This is a genomic window from Rhizobium sp. BK538 (genome assembly GCF_014197575.1).
Classification (GTDB): Bacteria; Pseudomonadota; Alphaproteobacteria; order Rhizobiales; family Rhizobiaceae; genus Rhizobium.
This window is the reverse complement of record NZ_JACIFT010000044.1, coordinates 1-15,420: the sequence shown is the minus strand read 5'-3', so window position 1 is coordinate 15,420 and position 15,420 is coordinate 1. Positions and strand designations below refer to the sequence as shown.

Sequence of the window (15,420 nt, the reverse complement as noted above, 5' to 3'; positions counted from 1 at the left end):
CTGTCGAGCAGATAGCGACCGAAGGCGGTGGCATAGAGCGCCGAAGCTTGCCCCTTGAGGTCGACAGACAGGCCGCGAAGCCCACTCGTTCCGAACTTCATCACACATCAATCCTTCAATGTGTGTGTCCTAAGGCCGGCTCCTCCTTCCGGAAACGACACAACGATGTTCTCTGTGCAACCTCTAGTCTTCCTTTCGCCGTATCCTTTCCCGCCATATAAGGAATAGAACGCCCCCTATATAGCCAAACTGCATAAGAAATATGCAAATAACGCTGTAGTATAGTGTCAATGTTACCGAGTCATAATGCAGATATGTGATCAATGCGAACGCAAATGTTGCAGCCAGCATCCGCAAGTAGATGCCAGGAGCTCGCATTAATTGGACGAAACGCGTCATGATTATTTCCAGTAACGGCCTCGAAGGTTTCACGGTTATCAGAACTTTGCAACAGAAATGAATCACAGTCACCTCCGCCAATCCGGCGATTCTGTCGTTTTATGCGCTCGCGCATGGCGCATTGCAGCATTCTTGCTCTCTCGCCGCGCGGCATTGTTGGACTTTATTTGTTTAGAAAAAATCTATTGAAATCAAGTGTATATTCCAATCATGCATGCCAGGCTCCTCCTGGAAGTGCAAGCCAATATGTCGCAGCTCCGCCATCCTTCAAAAGTTTAGGCTTTGCAGTTTATTTTTCTTCGCATTGCAATATGTGACTTTGCAAATACTGAGTTCGCGTCTATTGTGCGCCGCAGCGTAGTATTCATTATTACTGCAACGCTAACGACGGGAGTAATGCCATGTCGATCGAAGAGCGGTTTGCGAATGGATATACCACAGGCTTCGACTACCTTAGGGTGCTGCTTGCGGTCGCTGTACTTTGCATTCACAGCTTTGCGGTTTCCTATGGCAAAGACGGCGAAGTCTTCCTGTTCGAGCCGCCGCTGCGCGGTCTGATAACATTCGTTCTCCCGGCCTTTTTTGCTCTGAGCGGCTTTCTTGTCAGCGCCAGTCTGTCACGGACGCGCAACGTTGCCCGCTTCCTCGGCCTGCGAGCACTTCGCCTGATACCAGCACTTGCTGTGGAGGTGACGCTGTGCGCGCTCCTTCTTGGACCCGTCTTTACGACGTTGCCGCTGGCCAGTTACGTCGCAGATCCGGAGTTTTCGTCCTATTTTCTCAACATCGTTGGCCATGTTCAGTATCTGCTGCCCGGCCTGTTTCGCGACAATCCCTACTATCACGCCGTCAATGTGTCGCTGTGGACCATTCCCTATGAACTGGAGTGCTACATTGCATTGACCGTGCTTGCCGTGATTGGCGTCGTCTTTCGTCCGGCGCTGCTGATTGGTGTTGTTGTGCTTGCACACCTTGCGATCATCGGCCGCGACCTGCAGCGCGGTGCTGCCGAACTGCCAATGGACGGGGCTTTGCCTGGTCGCATCCTGCTCTTGAGTTTCCTGGTGGGTGTTCTTCTGTTTATCTGCCGCGAGCACATCAAGGTGACGGCCCCTCGTGCGATTGCTGCGGCTGTGGCGTCGTTCGTGATGCTGAACCTGCCCTACGCGCCGTACTTCGCCGCCTTTCCGATTGCCTATGTCACGGTTGCGATCGGCCTCACACGGCCGCCAAAGCATTCGTTTCTTGCCAGTGGGGATTATTCCTACGGCATCTACCTCTACGCTTTTCCGGTTCAACAGACGGTTGCCCATCTCTTTCCCCAACATCGCGAATGGTACTTCAACATCGCGCTGGCGCTACCGGTTACCATACTGCTAGCTGTGTTTTCGTGGCATGCCATCGAAAAGCATGCTCTCAAACTCAGGAGCTTTGTCGCAGGGAAGCCTCACAGGGCAGCGACAGCCAAGCCACCAATAGTTGCTCAAAGGCAGGTGAGGGTGGCTGGCAATGGGCGTTGAACCGATCGGCATCATTACCATTGCGCTCGGCTTGTACTGCATGGCGCTCGGTCAGGCCGCGACAATCAAGGCCTTCGTGACGCTAAGCCTGTTGGGAGCGGCGGCCGCATTCATTGTCGGTTCTTCGAGTGTTCAGCCAGCCCATCTGTTCCTGGCGTTTCTCGCGCTCGCTGCCATGCGCAATAGACAGGCCAACACTCCAGTGCTTGACGCCATACAGTTCGGCCGTCCGGGCTTCTGGCTCGCCTGCCTTGTCGTTTATGGCACCTTATCGGCCTACTTTCTGCCGCGTTTGTTTGCCGACGCAACGACGATTGTCCCTCTTGGCTTGTCTGACCACCCGTTGACACGCGGTGTGGTCCCGCTCGGACCTGTCACCAGCAACCTGACCCAAGTGGTTTACCTCGCCGCAGATCTGGTCTGCTTCATGCTGATCGTGGCTGTCGGTTCGACGATCGACGGCTACCGAACGATCGCAATCGGCTTGATAGCCTATGCCGCATTCAACGTCCTTTTTGCGCTCATCGACGTCGTTACCGGCGCGATTGGCGGCCAGGATATGCTGCAGTTCATCCGCAATGCGCAGTATACCTTTCACGACAACGACAAGGTCAATGGTTTCAAACGCATTGTAGGTTCGTGGCCGGAGGCCTCCGCATTTGCCGGAACCACCTTGGGTGCTTTCGGATTCACCTCAACGATGTGGCTTTGCCAACGATATTCGCGTTGGACCGGCCCGCTGGCCATGATCTCGATGGTTCTGATCGTTGCCTCTACGTCGTCCACAGGGCTGGTTGCGGCGCCGGTCTGCCTGGCAATCTTCTATATTACGGCCGTGCTGCGCAGTGGCGTCGGATCCGACAGCAGCAACAGCGCCGCAGTGGCAGTTCTTGCCCCGGTCTTGGCTTTGCTTGTCGCACTGATCGTCGTCCTACAGGACCGCATCTTCGATGCCGTTCACAGCTATGTTGACCTCCTTGTCCTGAGCAAATCTACCTCCAGTTCAGCCCTGACGCGCGGATCCTGGAATACGAGCGGCCTTCAGAACTTTCTCGACACTTACGGCCTTGGGGCTGGATTGGGCACGGCGCGGACGTCGAGCTTCCCGGTCGCGGTCCTGTCGAACGTGGGCATCCCTGGTGCACTTTTTATTTTTCTGTTTACGCTTACCGCCCTTGGCCCAGGACGCAGCGCCGTTCCCAAAAGTTTCGTTGCCGATGTCAGGAGTGCTGCCCGCAACGGCTGCCTGTGCCTCCTTGCGGGGTCCGTTGTTGCCGGTCCCACTGTCGACCTTGGCCTTCTGTTTTTCATTCTGGCGGGTCTGGCTGCCAGCCGCCCGGAAGTCATGTCCGAGGCTGCGGCGCCGTTGCTGCCGCTCCGCCAACAAAGCGGTCTGCCCGCGCCTAGAAGATCGGGCTGACCCTATTTGTTGCAGGAGGTTTAAGGCTGGACGGGCGAGGCTCATTGAAATGACATCGAAAGTCCTTCGCAAGCAATATCGGCAATCGGGCCGGCCAATCGCTGGAGAAGGCCTGCAACGCTCCGCCAAATTTGTACACCGCAGGAGGTGATGGGCCATGCCAATTCTCGATCTGCAGCCCAGCGAAACAGTTGTCCCGTTACTTCGTTGCGACGTATGCATTGTTGGGTCCGGACCGGCCGGTGCGACGTTAGCGCGCGAGCTCTCTCATTCAGGACTGAGCGTTGTGCTTCTTGAGAGCGGCGGTGAGAGGCGTGATCCAGAAATTGACGCGCTGAATGATATCGAGAATATCGGGCGCCCGCGGGTCCGTGACCAATGGTCGGTGCGAAATCGCATCCTTGGCGGCAGCTCACATACCTGGGGCGGTCGGTGCGGTCCCTTCGACGCCATCGATTTCGAGCAGCGCGACTGGGTTGAGAATTCGGGATGGCCGATCGCTATGCAGGAACTCGACCCCTACATGGATCGCAGCGCGGGCCATCTCGGACTTGTGGTTGGCAGCGGCTACAGTGACCAACGCTTCTGGTCGATCGCACGACGCAATGCGCCGAAGAGAGAGGTCGCCGCCAACCTCCTGCTGCCCTTCTTCTGGCAGTTCAGCAGGGACGACGCGGAAACCTATCCATTCGAGTACATGCGGTTTGGGCGGCACATCGCCAAGCACCTCGGCCCCAATGTCACATTGGTGACGGGCGCGACCGCGTTGCGGGTGCGGGCAAACGACAAGCGCACCAAAACGCGTGGGCTTGAGTTTGCCACAGGCGACGGACAAAAGCACAATATTGTCGCCCGCTCGGTCGCGCTCTGCGCTGGAGGCATCGAGAATGCCCGCATCCTTCTCAATTCTCATGAGCAAGATCGCAAAGCGCTCGGCAATGATCATGACCGGGTCGGCCGCTACCTGATGGACCATCTTCGTGGTCCAACGGCGTTTTTCGCCCTGTCCGGTTCAGAGGCGCTCCGACGCAGGTTCGGACGCTACAATGTTCGCGGTCGTTTCTTCCGTGCGGGTCTCAGATTGAGCCCGGAAATTCAGCGAGAAGAGCGTCTGCTCAATTGCGCAGCCTGGCTCGGAGAGGTGCTTGCGCCAGACGACCCCTGGGACGCATTGCGGCGCCTGGCCGCTAGAAAACCTCGGCTGCCAGCCGATGTCGTCAGTGTTGCGCGCAACGTCCCTTTAATGGTTAAGGGGGCTGTCGACTATTTCGGAGCGCGAAATGGCCTGCCGCGCAAGCTGCAGGAGCTCACGCTGGATTGCATGTGTGAGCAGATGCCCGATGAAGACAGCCGCATAAGCCTCTCGGATCGCCGGGATCGCTTTGGCATGCGCCTGCCGAAGGTCGACTGGCGTAGCCACCCGGACGAGGCCCGCACGATGCATCGTATGGGCGAACTCGTCGCAGCCGAACTTTCCAGGATAGGGTTTCCGGAGCCTGTTCTGGCCGACTGGGTACGCGACAAGGCACCAATCCCCGCAAGCTTCGTGGACGTCGCTCATCCGACGGGCACAACGCGCATGTCGAGCGATCCGGCCAAAGGTGTTGTCGACGTCGATTGTCAGGTACACGGCGTCGAAGGCCTCTTTGTATCCGGCAGCTCGGTGTTCCCGACAGCCGGCCATTGCAATCCGACGCAGATGATCGTCGCCATGGCAATTCGTCTCGCCGACCATTTGAAAGGCAGGTTACAGCGGCCGTTTCTTGCGGAGGTGATGGCTCATGCCGGGTGAAACCATTCTAGTAACCGGCGCAACCGGCAGGATCGGCCGTTTTGTTGTGACCGACTTGCTTGAACGCGGCTATCGTGTGAGAGCGACGACCTCGCGCACGCCCGAATCCGACGACCAAAGGCTTGAATGGCGCAAGGTAGATCTTGCCAGCGATGGGGATCTTGGTTGGCTCGTCGAAGGCTGCAGCGGCGTGATCCACCTGGCGGCCGAAATGGGAAAGAAGGATCGCATGAGGGCGCTCAACGAAGGCGGGACCGGCCGCCTGGCGCGTGCTGCCGAGGACAAAGGCGTAAGGGCCTTCTGCTATACGAGCTCAATCGCTGTTTACGGCAGTGGCCGATCGGCCGGAATTTCGGAGAGCTCGCCCGTTCTATCCATCGATCGAGACGTCGCCTCGGAATACTGGGCGCTGGACTATGTTCGCGAATATGGCCGCACGAAGCTTGCCGGAGAGAGGGCGCTCATGCGCGTCGCCAACCAGATGCGTTGCGTGGTGCTGAGGCCAGCCGTTGTCGTTGACATCGGCCAGATCATTGGCGTGCGCGACTGGAGCCTTTTCAAGCGCATGCTCGCGTCACATCGCCACTCCCATCACATCTATGTCGGCGATGTCTCCGATGCGCTCATCTGGGCGATCGAACAGGGACTGGCGGGCAGGGGCGAAGCCGGGCAGGTCGACATATACAATCTGGCAGAAGACGATCGCGACATGCCACGTCACATCGATTTCATGCGCAAGGCCTTCGCGGCAAGTGGTGACCGTCGCTATCGTGTCGTCAGCGCCCCATGGCTGATCGACTGGCTCCACGACTTCCTGCGCTTCCACACGCTACCAATCAGAAATCCGCTGTGGCGCATGCGCTTTTCCAGCGAGCGCCTCGAGCGCGCGGGATACAGGCTGAAATTCGGGATGGCAAAGGCGGAGCAGCTCGCCCTCGCCCGTTTGGCGAAGGAGGCCAGGACAGGGGCGCAATCCGACTTCGCCGGGCACAGCAGACCAGTATAGGGGCACGCCCCCACGGCCATGCGATCAAGGTCAAACGCCTCCGTTCAAGGCCCGACGTTTTTGGGGCGCGCCATATCACGGTCTCGATGGGAATGATGTCCGATCGATTTCCCGGGGCGACAGATGGACTTCAGTCCGCGCCTGCCGCACCAGCTGGCCAGTGCCATGCAGACCCGGAGACCAGGCGGATGATTGGATCGGCGACAATTCCCAATCGCATCCTTCCAGTTCATCCGCAGGTCTGCAACGATGGCGGAAGTGGCGATCACCATCAGCTCGGGATGCCATCCTCGTCGTATCCAATAAGCTCACCGAGAATGCGGACTACGCCTGATATCCCTTCCTTGATCGTGATCGGATCATCTTGCTAGAACACCCGGCGGGAGCGGTGCGCTCGATGCCTGCTTGCCCGATCGGTGGGCTAGTCGGCAGGATATTTCGGTTGTGCCTGTTGCGGCGCCCGCTTTTCAGTGTCGCTGGCCCGCCGCGCGTAGAATGCATGCAGAACCACGTGGGCAAAAACATAGCCTGCTTCGAGCACCACAGCGAACACAAAGCCCCAGGCAAACGCGTTCAGAACCGGGCTGCCGGCGAAGTAGCTGGCACCCGCATAGGCAATCATCACGACAAGAACAATCAGCGTGAAGATCAAGACCGGCACGCGCAACGCGCAGACAGCGCCGATCAGAAATGAGATTACAAGCGCCCAGCCCATCGATTGCTCCGACCTCCCAATCGAAATCCCCCTACCGGATATAATCGTGTATCTCCTCTGCTGAGGCAAGTTCAAATTGGGTTTCCGAGAGCTGCAACAACCAGCAGGTCAATTGCTGCTGACGTCCGTCGAGGTAACCGTTGGCTCTTCCCGCTGCTGAACTCTGATCATGTCACCGGGCATGACGGGATCGTTGTCGCCAACGACAAGCGTTTGCATCGTGCCGTCAATGATCCGGTTGACCGTCATCAGGAAGGTGTAGGGAGCCTTTTCCTCTGCCAGAGAGGCCATTGCGGATGGGGCGCGGACCTCAAGGTTCTTTAGCTGATCAGCTGCCGTCTTGGTCTTTTCGGTGTTTGAAGCAAACCGGTCGCGCAGTTCGGCTGCCTCCGTCAGCGCGTTGACACGATAGCGATTGTGGACGTCGGCAATATCCTGATCGACCTTGGCAAGATCCTGCTCGGTCTTCAGTGTGGCCAACGAAACGTCAAGATTGCGACTTTCGAGTTCAGCGACAGTCTGGTTGGCGCCGAGCTGGCGGGTCGATACTGTCAGCCCTTGTGAGACAAGCTTGTTGACCGTGTTCAGATCCTTGCTTGCCAGATCGATCTGTTTTGCAAGCGAGGCCGCTTTCTCCTTCAGCGCGTCGATCTGATTGTTGGCAAGTACTTTGGCCCGGTTCAGCGCGTCGATCTCTGTCATCATCGAGCGCTCGCGGGTCTCAAAAAGGGACTGTTCCTCCTCCATCATTTTCGAGAATCGCGGTTCGTTGAACCTCGACGTCAGCTCTTGGGGAAAGACGACGGATGAGGCTCCGTTTAAAACCGCATCGACGCGCGCCTGTCGTGCGACAAGTCCAAGTCGTTCGGCTTCCAGCTCCCGCACTTGGCCCTTGCTCGACAGCGCATCGCGCTGCAGGCTAATCATGCTGGCGTCGGTTGAACCGATCCCGCCCGCCATGCTGAGCGCCTGTATGACCGTGAGGCCGGGGCTGTAATTATACTTGCCCGGACTTGCCACCAGCCCGGTCACGAAAAGCGGGCGATATGAAGAGATTTCGACCGAAGCACTTGGCCGCTTCTGCAAGCCGACCTCGTTTTGGAGGCGCTCTCCAATCGTTTCCGATATCTGCTCGAGTGTCTTGCCTGCCACGGGGACATTGCCGATGATCGGCAGCGATAGGTTGCCCGCGGAAGAGACGACGAAATCTCCCGTCAAAGGGGCCCATTCGAATGCGGTGCCCGTACTTGGGCGCCACTCGTAAACGCGGACCTTCAAGGTGTCCTGCGGTCCGGGCACATATTCCTCAGCGGCATGGGCCGTACCAGCTCCAATGGCAATCGCCAAAAATGCCGCAGAAACGGCTGCCTTGCGGCTCGGCCTTTCATTGCTTCTGTCCGAAAGACCGCGCCCTCGGACCACTTCGCGTAAGGAGGAAAGCCGCATCCTGTTGCTCCAGTTGAAATTATCTTGGCAATTCGTCGGTACGTCAGGCCGATACCGCCAGTGTGGCGCCAGTTGCCCGCGCAACATAGGTCCGGAAGCGATCCACAAAGACGTCCCGTCGAAAATCGGCCGCGCGAGACACGGCGTCCGCTGGGTTGAAATCTAGACGTTCCATTCGTTCGACGGCATCAATCAGGGCCTCGACCGTCTGGGTCTGAAAGAAAACGCCGGTCTTGTTGTTTACGACAGTCTCCGTTGCCCCACCCCGGCCAAAGGCGATGACCGGTCGTCCGCTCGCCATCGCCTCGACGGGCACGATCCCAAAGTCCTCTTCGCCGGGGAAGATTAGGCCCTTGCAGCGGGCGTAGTGATGCCTAAGCACGTCGAAAGGTTGTGCGCCCAGGATGGAGACGGTCGGACCAGCGATTTTCTTGAGGTGGTGGAGCATTTCGCCACCACCGATGACAACCAGCTTGGCTTTCATCCGGTTAAAGGCTTCGACGGCCAGATCGGGTCGCTTGTAACTGACGAGCTCTCCGACCATGAGATAGTAGTCCTCGACGTCAGAGGCTGGGACCGGGCGAAACGCCGTGGTGTCGACCGGAGGATGAATGACGGTTGCCTCCCGGCGATAATAACTCTTGATCCGTTGGGCGACGGTTGTCGAATTTGCGACAAAATCATCGACGCGATTGGCGGTCGCGACATCCCATGTCCTGAGATAGTGTGCCATTGGCGGCATCATCATTCGCGTCATCAGGCCGGAACTGTCGTAGTATTTGTTGTACATATTCCAGATGTAGCGCATCGGGGAATGGCAATAGCAAAGGTGCAAGGCCGGCGATGTCGGTATGATGCCTTTGGCCGGTCCCGACTCGCTGCTGACAACAAGGTCGTAGGCGCCGAGGTCGATCTGCTCGAGCGCCATTGGCATCAACGGCAGGTAGCGCTTGTACATCCGTTTTGCATAGGGCAGGCCACCGATGAACGTCGTCTGTATCTTGTGTTGTTTGATCTTGTCGGAAATCACCGCGAGATCACAAACATGTGTGTAGATGTCGGCAGTGGGAAATATATCGCACAGTGCTTCGAGAACCTTCTCGCCGCCGCGCATTCCAACCAGCCAGTAATGAATAATTGCTACTCGCACGCCAAATCCTCGAGATACAACAATCGGAATTATCGTGGCGTGCATTGCGGGCGCAGTTCTTGCCGATTTCTCGATTAAAAATCAGACTATCGGCAACTATATTAGGCAGTTAAGACAGAAATATGATCAACAAGTGATGTCCATTTCCCGCGCTGCACAGTTATATAGTGCAGCGCAATAAAATTATTGTCAAATCGTTTAATACTTGTTAGCTTTCTTGTGCATGCCATGACGGCATTGTCTGCACATGCCCGAAGTCTAAGTTGTTTACGAGGGGAGTACGCAGATGAGGGAAATTGATCTCGGTCGAAATTTCGACAGGTTCAACAAGGCGCCACTGCACTCTCGCAGAGCGACCTCCCGAAGGTCCGATATCTTCGGACATGAAAACCGTTCCTCTGTGATGGACGGTATGAAATACGCAATTGATACAACAATTGCGAGCATTGGCCTTGTCGTCCTGGCCCCGATGATGCTGATGCTCGTCGCCGTCCTATTAATCCTGCAGGGGCGACCGATATTCATCGCTCACCGGCGGATCGGCAGGCACGGCGTCATGTTCCCCTGCTTGAAGTTCAGGACAATGGTAAAAAACGCAGACGAGGTATTGAGCCGGCATCTGGCGGCGAATCCTTCGCTCAGGGCGGAATGGAACGCAACGCGCAAGCTCAGAGACGATCCCCGTGTCACTCCGCTTGGCGCACTTTTGCGCAAAAGCAGCGTTGACGAAATTCCACAGCTCTTCAACGTCATTCGCGGCCAGATGAGCCTTGTCGGACCGCGGCCGATCGTTGCAAGCGAGGCGGAACTCTACGGCATTCACTATGCCGACTACATCAGAGTTCGTCCCGGTGTAACGGGCCTGTGGCAGGTCAGTGGACGAAGTGACACGAGCTATAAAGACCGCGTTCAACTCGACGTTCGCTATGTCGAAGAACAAAGTGTTCTTGGCGACCTGTCGATCATGCTGAAGACAATTCCGGCTGTCCTGCGCTCGCGCGGCAGCTACTAAAACCTTAAGCGGCGCGGTATCGCGCCCCTCCACTTGATCTCAGCACTGTGGCGCATGCTCAAAAGGCAGGTGCGGCTGGCTATGCCCTGATTTTATGCGGCGGCAATCAAGAAGCGTGAAGTGATTTGATGCTTTCAATCGGTACCGCGACAGGTCGCGGTCGCCAGGAGATTTCTGAATGAGCGCAAGCGAATTCGCAATCAATGGCCGATTTCTCACGCATGACATGACGGGCGTCCAGCGATACGCGCATAATGTCGTCAATGCGATGGACGATTTTGCACAGTCGGGCGGATCAGTTGTGATCGCGCCAGTCAGAACGCCAGAGCTGTCGTTGCGGCGTATGCGACTTGAAAAAGGCGGCCAACTGAACGGTCATGCCTGGGAACAGATCGAGCTGCCGTTTCTCAGTGGCAATCGCAGGCTCCTCAATCTCTGCAACACGGGGCCGGCGGCAAAGATCGAGCAGATCGTATGCATCCACGATGCAAACATTTTTGCCGCGCCACAGAGTTACAGCCGATCGTTTCGTGCTCTCTATCACGCTCTCCAGCCATTGCTGGTGCGACGGTCTCTACGTGTTGCGACCGTGTCCCATGCGGCCGCGCGACAGATAGCGCGTCACCTGCCAATCCGCTTGTCGGAGATTGCCGTTCTTCCAAACGGACACGAGCACGCGCTGCTTTGGGACCCATCGCTTGCCGAAGCAGCCCCGAAGATGATGACCTCGGGAAAGCCGCGTCGACCGTTTGTCCTGGCTCTCGGATCGCGTGCGCGTCACAAGAACCTGTCGCTCTTGATTGACATCGCGCCCCAGCTTGATGAGATGAACCTTGATGTCGTCATTGCTGGCGGGGGCGATGGCATATTTGCCGAGCAAACCCTCAAATGTCAGCCGAATGTCCATTTTCTCGGGCGTGTATCCGACCACGACCTTGCCTATCTCTTCGAGCGCGCGCTTTGTCTTGCATTTCCTTCGCTGACGGAAGGTTTCGGACTGCCGATTGTGGAGGCAATGGCAAGATCCTGTCCTGTCGTTTCGTCGCATTGTGCGAGCATGCCGGAGGTTTGTGGGGATGCGACCCTGGTCGCTTCTCCTTTTGAACCGGCCGAGTGGATTGAGCGCATACGCTTGCTTCACGCATCCGTGCAGCTTCGAGATGATCTGGTGGAGAAAGGACGCGAGCGGGTTCGCCAATTCTCCTGGGAGAAAACAGCAGCGGGTTATATCGAGCTCCTCGAAAACCCAACGACCGAGGTCTGCAGGCACAGATCGGTCGATCCGAGTTCGCCGCATGTCAGTGTCATCTTCGCAACCCGCGGACGTCCCGATATCGTCAGTGCGAGCGTGCGGCATCTCCTGTCGACACAGAGCCTGAAGCCAGATGCAGTGATTGTTTCGTGTGTCGATGCTTCAGATGCTGGCGATCTGGCAGGCCATCCAGACGTGACAATCATCACGGGTCCTCCCGGGCTTGCCGCACAGCGCAACACCGCGCTGAAACACGTGAGACCAGGAACCGAAGCTGTCGCATTCTTCGATGATGATTTCATCGCCGATAAGAACTGGCTCGCCAGCGCAATACAGACATTTCGTGACGAAAGCCAGATTGTGGGCTTTACAGGCCACGTCCTTGCCGATGGCATCAAGGGACCGGGTATTTCGTTTCAAGACGCGGTTGGTCTGGTCGAGGCAGGGGAGGCCGACGCCACGTGGTCGGAACCGTTCAGCCCTTATGGCTGCAACATGGCCTTCCGTTTTTCTGCGATTGGCGAGGTCCGCTTCGACGAGCGTCTGGTCCTATACGGGTGGCTGGAGGACCGTGACTTTGCAGCGGCACTTGCCAAAGGCGGTGGCCGGCTCGTCAAATCGGCTCTCGCCTTTGGCGTCCATATGGGCGTGAAGAGCGGAAGGGTTAGCGGCGAACGGCTGGGATACTCGCAAGTTATCAACCCGCTCTACATGATGACCAAGGGTACGATGAGCCTCCCCAAGGTGGTGGACCATATCTTCCGCAACACCGCCAGCAACTTCAGTCGTGCCGTCTGGCCCGAACCCTTCATCGACCGGCGCGGTAGAGCCCGCGGCAACCTTTTGGCGGCCTTCGACGCTCTTCGTGGCAAGCTCGAGCCTGAACGCGCCGCTGCGATCGCGACGCCAAAGACTGCCACCAAAACCTCTTGAACGCTAGGAGCACGAATGATGTTCAACAGACCCCGCCCTATTGATGTCACCTCGAGGCTGTGGCGGGTGAACGAGACGCAATCCGATGTGGCCGGCGATGGGCCAATCGCCCTGTTGCGTGCGTTGATTGATCTTGGCACACGTCACAGGATCGCGCTTTCGGTCTGCAGCGCAGCCGGTTTCGTCCTTGCCACGCTCTACGCCCATTCATTGCCGCCAACCTATCAGGCAACGGCAACGCTCCTACTTGAACCACGCCAGTCGGCCATCTCTGGCGGCGAAGGTGCGCAGCAGACGCTGGATCTTAATCGCGCTGACAGTGAGCTTCAGACCATAAAATCGGAGCGCCTCCTATCAGCGGTCTTTGAAAGCCTGAACCTGAAGGACGACCCGGAGCTTGGCCGTAGGCAGCCAGGCTTAATCGCGAGGTTGCTGAGTGGATTGCCAGTGTTCCAAGGGCGGGAGGGTGCCGATAGTGCAAAAGCCAATTCGACAGAACCTGGAAGGGCAAGCACCACGATTGAACAAGCCGATGAGGCTGACCGGGCGGCCTTCCTGAACTTCATGTCTCGCCTGAACGCACGTCGCGTCGGACAATCCTTCGTCATCGAAATCGAGTATTCGTCCTCGGATCCGAAGCTGCCGGCCCGTGTCGCCAACGCAACGGTCTCGGGTTACACTTATCAGACGGTGGCCTTCAAGGAGCAGATTGCGCGCGCTGGCACCGAAGCATTGCAGGGCCGACTGGACTCTCTTGCAAGGCAGGTCGATGCAGCGCGCGAAGCAATGCATGCAGGTTCGCTGCCAGCGATTGCAACGCCTGATGCGGATGCCCGTATCATCGGGGCGGCACTTCCACCGCTAGGACCATCAGCTCCACGGGAATCTCTCATCATCGCGCTGGGCGGTGTGCTCGGCCTGCTGGTCGGATTCGGCGTTGTCGTTGTACGAATGGCCCTTGATCGCCGCGTTCGCAGCGCCAAAGACCTCGCTCGGGAGATGGAGGTTCGCTGCCTGGGCTCGGTGCCGGATGTTCCTGGCGCCGAGGGTGTTCCGTTGCACATCACGAGCCCGCAGCAGCAAAAATTCGTTGCCGCCATTCGTGACTTGCGTACGTCGGTCGAAATTGCCTGCACGAGCCTTCGCAATGAAAAAAGCATCGTGATTGCCGTTGTCGGCTGGACGCCCGGTGCTGGTGTTTCGACATTGTGCGCCAGCCTCGCGCAACTCATCAGTCGCGGCGGTCGGCAGGTGACGTTGTTCAAGGCTGCTGACGGCGAGGATACACGCGCAAGCGTTGACAATCTGCCGGGCGTCTCTTTGGCTGGTGCCGCATTTGCGGGGCTGATGCCTGAGCAGTTGTCCTTCGAGGATGTCGGTGGGGTCGCCGTACTGCCGATCCATTCCAGAGATGCGAACGCAAATTTGTTTACCGATTTTCGCAACCCGCGTGTGCGACGGATCTTTGAAGCAGCACGCTCACGCGGCGACGTGCTTCTTGATCTTCCGGCACTTCGCCATTCCATGGATGCGCTTGCCCTTGCAAGCTACGCGGACGCCGTCCTTGTTGTCGCGCGCGCTGGCCAAACGACGATCGAGGAGGTTTCGGAGTCCGTTCAGCTCTTGCGTCGCGCTGGTGCCAATGTGGTCGGAACGGTCATTAACCGGGCACGTGGCAACTGACCAAAGTTTGCCTGCAAACTTTGGTCAGTTGTGGGCCCGTTCCGTGTTTATCTGGCGGGCCCGCAACGCGGGGGGCTTCACGACCTGCCGAGAATGTCCGAGTTGCGAGTGCCATTGGGAGCTGACACTGGCAGTTGGGGTTGAAAGAATACGTACGCTCAAGAAAGACGGCGTGCATCCGACGACTCTTCTTCCCTCCCGCCTCGATGAGCAATTCAACCCGACTTATCTGCCCTAATACCTCAATGGCAAAGTCCCCGCGTTCCCAGCCGCTCGTCGCTTCCGAGGAACCACTTCGGAGCAGGTCCCGCAAACCGCGCGATCCGTCGCAACCACGCCTTCCCCTCGACCCTATGCCCTCGCGCATCGAACCTTGATGGCGAAGCAGTCGTTCTTGACGAACACGGACGTCCTGACTTCGGCAGACTGCAACAGTCGCTGGGAGGAAGGCTTGGGAGGAAGTCCTCCCACGTCGCCATTATGATGGCATTCGACCTTCTCTATTTCGACGGCCACGACATTCGAAGTCTGGAACTTTCCGCGCGACGCTATTTCCTGGAATCGTTGCTCCGAGACGAGGAAGGGGCTGTGCGCCTACCTGACGAGATCGACGGCGACGGAATGGATATCTTCGAAGCAGCAAGAGAGCACGGCCTCGAAGGCATCGTCGGCTACGAGCAGTCGGGCGTCGCACGCGCCGGGATCGGCAGCCTTATTCTGGCTGCTCGGAAGGCAAATGACTATGTCTACGTCGGTTCGGTCGGAACAGGGTTCAACGAGCAGAACGCCGACCAGCTCCGACGAATGCCGGATCGGCTGAAACGAAAACGTCCCACCGTTGAGTATACGGGCCGGGGAAAGAACCTGGTGTGGGTCCAGCCCACGCTGATCGCCGAGATCGAGTATCGAGCATGGACGCATGACGGGAAGCTTCGCGCGGCGTCGTACAAAGGACTGCGCGATGTTCAGGACAATGCGGCTATCTACGAGATGGAGAGCTAGAGCAGATCCTGCGATCGATGAATCGATTGTGAAGTGACGCGGCGCTGCGAAGCTGATTCAACGTCCACAGCGAAGAGGTGGATGATGGCA

Annotated in this window: 10 protein-coding genes and 1 pseudogene; 8 read left to right on the top strand and 3 right to left on the bottom strand. The window is 57.8% G+C overall.

From position 1 onward, the window contains the following. Positions 1 to 800: 800 nt before the first annotated feature. The 4 genes from FHX09_RS28840 (at position 801) to FHX09_RS28825 (ending at position 6,137) form a co-directional block, all read left to right on the top strand. Positions 801 to 1,919 carry an acyltransferase gene (locus FHX09_RS28840; RefSeq protein WP_132594811.1) on the top strand — a complete coding sequence of 373 codons (1,119 nt, stop codon included), beginning with the start codon at positions 801 to 803 and terminating at the stop codon, positions 1,917 to 1,919. Beyond that, on the top strand, positions 1,909 to 3,339 hold the full coding sequence (locus tag FHX09_RS28835; RefSeq protein ID WP_132594813.1) for a hypothetical protein: 1,431 nt from the start codon (positions 1,909 to 1,911) through the stop codon (positions 3,337 to 3,339). The genes FHX09_RS28840 and FHX09_RS28835 overlap by 11 nt, the downstream gene beginning before the upstream one ends. Before the next feature lie 157 nt (positions 3,340 to 3,496). Then, positions 3,497 to 5,131: a GMC family oxidoreductase gene (locus FHX09_RS28830; protein WP_132594815.1), complete on the top strand. Its 1,635-nt coding sequence runs from the start codon at positions 3,497 to 3,499 to the stop codon at positions 5,129 to 5,131. Continuing rightward, positions 5,121 to 6,137, top strand: a complete 1,017-nt coding sequence (locus tag FHX09_RS28825) for an NAD-dependent epimerase/dehydratase family protein (protein ID WP_132594817.1) — start codon at positions 5,121 to 5,123, stop codon at positions 6,135 to 6,137. Before FHX09_RS28830 ends, FHX09_RS28825 begins: the two co-directional genes overlap by 11 nt. Before the next feature lie 421 nt (positions 6,138 to 6,558). Here FHX09_RS28825 and FHX09_RS28820 read toward each other — a convergent pair whose 3' ends face one another. The 3 genes from FHX09_RS28820 to FHX09_RS28810 form a co-directional block, all read right to left on the bottom strand. Further along, complete coding sequence (locus FHX09_RS28820) at positions 6,559 to 6,852, bottom strand: hypothetical protein (protein WP_132594819.1); 294 nt, start codon at positions 6,850 to 6,852, stop codon at positions 6,559 to 6,561. 108 nt (positions 6,853 to 6,960) lie between these two features. Further along, positions 6,961 to 8,298: a polysaccharide biosynthesis/export family protein gene (locus FHX09_RS28815; RefSeq protein ID WP_132594821.1), complete on the bottom strand. Its 1,338-nt coding sequence runs from the start codon at positions 8,296 to 8,298 to the stop codon at positions 6,961 to 6,963. A gap of 43 nt (positions 8,299 to 8,341) precedes the next feature. Beyond that, the gene (locus tag FHX09_RS28810) at positions 8,342 to 9,412 is read right to left on the bottom strand and encodes a glycosyltransferase (RefSeq protein ID WP_184451061.1); all 1,071 of its coding nucleotides are present in this window, start codon (positions 9,410 to 9,412) and stop codon (positions 8,342 to 8,344) included. A 322-nt stretch (positions 9,413 to 9,734) separates the two neighbouring features. Here FHX09_RS28810 and FHX09_RS28805 point away from each other — a divergent pair, with 322 nt between their 5' ends. The 4 genes and pseudogenes from FHX09_RS28805 to FHX09_RS28790 all read left to right on the top strand — a co-directional run bounded on the left by FHX09_RS28805 (position 9,735) and on the right by FHX09_RS28790 (position 15,330). Then, positions 9,735 to 10,460, top strand: a complete 726-nt coding sequence (locus FHX09_RS28805; RefSeq protein ID WP_007791730.1) for a sugar transferase — start codon at positions 9,735 to 9,737, stop codon at positions 10,458 to 10,460. 178 nt (positions 10,461 to 10,638) lie between these two features. Then, entirely contained in the window at positions 10,639 to 12,645 is a 2,007-nt protein-coding gene (locus FHX09_RS28800; RefSeq protein ID WP_184451059.1) for a glycosyltransferase, read from the top strand. Between the two features lie 15 nt (positions 12,646 to 12,660). Next, the gene (locus FHX09_RS28795) at positions 12,661 to 14,328 is read left to right on the top strand and encodes a GNVR domain-containing protein (protein ID WP_132594825.1); all 1,668 of its coding nucleotides are present in this window, start codon (positions 12,661 to 12,663) and stop codon (positions 14,326 to 14,328) included. A 245-nt stretch (positions 14,329 to 14,573) separates the two neighbouring features. Next, positions 14,574 to 15,330 (top strand): annotated as a pseudogene (locus FHX09_RS28790) (ATP-dependent DNA ligase). Positions 15,331 to 15,420 lie beyond the last annotated feature (90 nt).